Origin of the sequence: Paracoccus nototheniae (assembly GCF_004335005.1) — a bacterium.
GTDB lineage: Bacteria > Pseudomonadota > Alphaproteobacteria > Rhodobacterales > Rhodobacteraceae > Paracoccus > Paracoccus nototheniae.
This window is the reverse complement of the sequence record NZ_RQRT01000152.1, coordinates 1-2,725: the sequence shown is the minus strand read 5'-3', so window position 1 is coordinate 2,725 and position 2,725 is coordinate 1. Positions and strand designations below refer to the sequence as shown.

General features: G+C 71.3%; 1 protein-coding gene and 1 pseudogene. One reads left to right on the top strand and one right to left on the bottom strand.

What is annotated here, in order from left to right; genetic code table 11:
- Positions 1–793 (top strand): annotated as a pseudogene (locus EG885_RS22930) (hypothetical protein); the annotation flags it as partial.
- 3 nt (positions 794–796) lie between these two features.
- Here EG885_RS22930 and EG885_RS22165 read toward each other — a convergent pair.
- Positions 797–2,725: DUF4175 domain-containing protein (locus EG885_RS22165; RefSeq protein ID WP_131579012.1), on the bottom strand; the 1,929-nt coding region annotated here is incomplete at its 5' end.

Sequence of the window (2,725 nt, the reverse complement as noted above, 5' to 3'; positions counted from 1 at the left end):
CCGCAAGCGCCTGTCGCCCGAGATCCTCGATCTGCTGCGCGACGAGGCCCGGCGCGAACAGCAATTGCGCCAGTCCGAGACAGCCGCGCCTGCGCCGACCGAAGCCGGTCAGACAGCCGACAGGGCGCCCCACCAGCCGATCCCACCGGAGAAGCAGGCCGGACATCGGCCACCCTATCAGCCGCCGCGTCCGCCCGTGACCCCGGCCCCGATGTCCATCGAGGCCGATCCGGTCCAGTCGCCCCCCTACCCGGCGACGGAAGACGGCGACATCTCTCGTGGCCCCATTGCGGGCGACGATATCGACTGGCCCGCCACCACCGTGACCCTGCCCGCGGGCAGCACCCGGTCGATGACGCCGATGGCGCAACCGCCGGTCATTCCCCCGGCGCCGCCTGTGGTCCCGTCTCAGCCCGGCCCGACACATCCGCAGCCCGCAGCTGATCGCGCGAATGATCCCATCGCCGATCGCCTCGTCTATCCCGACGATGACCCACAGGATACGCCCGCCCCGCATCGCCAGGGCCAGCCCCATGCGGCGATGCTGACCCCTGCCCCGGTTCTGCGACCCGTGCAGCCTGCGCCGCAACGGGCGGATCTGCCTGCGGTGATCCCCGAAGCCGCCCCGCAACCGCGCGGCGGCTATCGCGCAGGGTTTCTTCTGGCGCTGGTGACGGTGCTGGTGCTGGCGGGCCTTTCCCTGCTGGCGCCGATGGATGAGGCCAGCCCGGCGGGCGGCTGGCGCGCCGATCTGGATCAGACGCGCCTCTGGCTGCAGGGGCTGTTCCGCTAGGGTCTAGAACCGGTCCAGCAAGCGGCCCAGATAATCCCGTTCGTCCTGAGGCCGGTCGGGCTGGCCGCTGCGGCGGCGAATCTCGTCCAGCAGATCGCGGGCCCGCCGCGCCGGGTCCATCCCCTCGGCCAGAGGATCGCCATTCGCGACGACATTGCCGCCGCCCCCGCTTTCGCGACCCAGGGGGTCCAGCGCCGGGGGACCGTCCTGCGGCATCTGCCCCGGACCGCCTTGCGCCGTCTGCCCCGGCTGATTGCCGGGCTGCTGACCTTCTTGACCCTGCTCGCCGTCCTGACCCTGCTGGCCCTGTTGCGCAAGCATGTCGCCAAGCGCCCGCATGCCTTCGCGCATGGACTGGATCGCATCGGCCTGCCGCTGCAGGGCCTGACCGGGATCGCCGTCGCGAAGGGCCTGTTCGGCCTCGTCCATCGCGCGGCCCGCCTCGTCCAGCTGGCGCCGCGCGGCATCCCCCTCGGGCGAGCCCTGACCCGGCATCAGCCCCTGCTGCTGCCCCAGATCCTCGCGCAGCGCACGCTGGCGGTCGGCAAGGCTTTCGCCGCCCTCGCCATCCGCGCCGGGTTCGCCCTGACCCTGGCCCTGATCCTGCCCCTGCCCGAACTGCCGCTGCATGTCGCGAAAGGCCTCGTCGGACAGGCGCTGCTGGTCGCGCAGGGTGTCGGCCAGACGGTTCATCGGCCGGCTGCCCTGCCCGCCCTCCTGACCCTCGCCCTGCTGTCCCTGCCGGACCTGCAAATTCTCCATCATCCGGTTGAACTGCTCCAGCAGGGCTTCGGCCTCGGCCATGCGGCCCTCGTTCATCAGGCGCTGGATCTCGTCCATCATCTCCTGAATCTGGTCGCCGGTGATCTGCTGGCCGGGCTCCTCGCCCCGGTCGGGGCTGTCGGTGCGATCCTCCGGCTGGCTCTGCTGAGCCAGCATGTCGGTATAAGCGTCGGTCGCCGCGCGCAGCTCGTCCATCAGGCGCTGCACCTCGTCGGGGCTGGCGCCGTTGCGGATCGCCTCCGACAGCTTCTGTTGCGCCTCGCGCATGGCCTCCAGCGCATCGGCCAGCCCGCCATCCTCCAGCTGCACCGCCGCCGCCCACAGCGCCTCGGCCAGCCTGTCGCGGGCCTCCGGCGTAAATCCGTCACCTTCCAGCAGCCGCACCGCGCCGCGCAATTCGGCATACAGATCGTCGGGCACAAAGCCCTCGGGCTGCCAGGTCACGGCGCGCAGGATCTCGGCGCTGCGTCCGGCATTGTCGCGCGACCACAACAAATCGCGGCGCATCTCGATCAGGGCCGAGGCAAAGGGGTTGAAGAACCGCCGCCCCGGCAAGGCGACGGCCAGCGGGTCGGACTGACCGACCTGTTCGATCCCGTCCACCGCGCGCAGGGTCACCGTGACCGGCAGGTTGGCCCAGGGGTGGCGCGACAGATCCTCGGCCAGCTGGCCCCGGATCTCGCGCCGGTCGCCGCGCGGCAGGGTCAGATCCAGCTCCAGCGCAGCCCTTGGCTCGGGCGCGGTGGCCAGACCAAAGCGACGGTCCAGCGCAGGCAGATCCAGCGCGATCACCGCCTTGGCCGAGACCACGCCATGATCGTCCGCCGCCTCGTAATCCTGCAGCATGCGCCCATCGGCGCGACGGGTCGGCGCGGCCCCCGCCCGGATCACCGGCTCGGCATCGGGCAGCACGGTCACGTCAAAGCGGCGCCCGGCAATCTCGATGGCGCCCGATTGGTCGGCACGAAAGGCGGGCGCATCGGCATCCTCGCCCACAGCCTGCCCGATATCCTGCGTCACCGCCGGCGCGCTGCCATACAGACGAAAGCTGACCGTGCTGCCCTTGGGCAGTTCCAGCCCGGCGCCCTCGGCCAAGGCGTTCAGATAAATCGTCGGCCGCCGCGTATAGGCGGGCGGCTCGGCCCACCC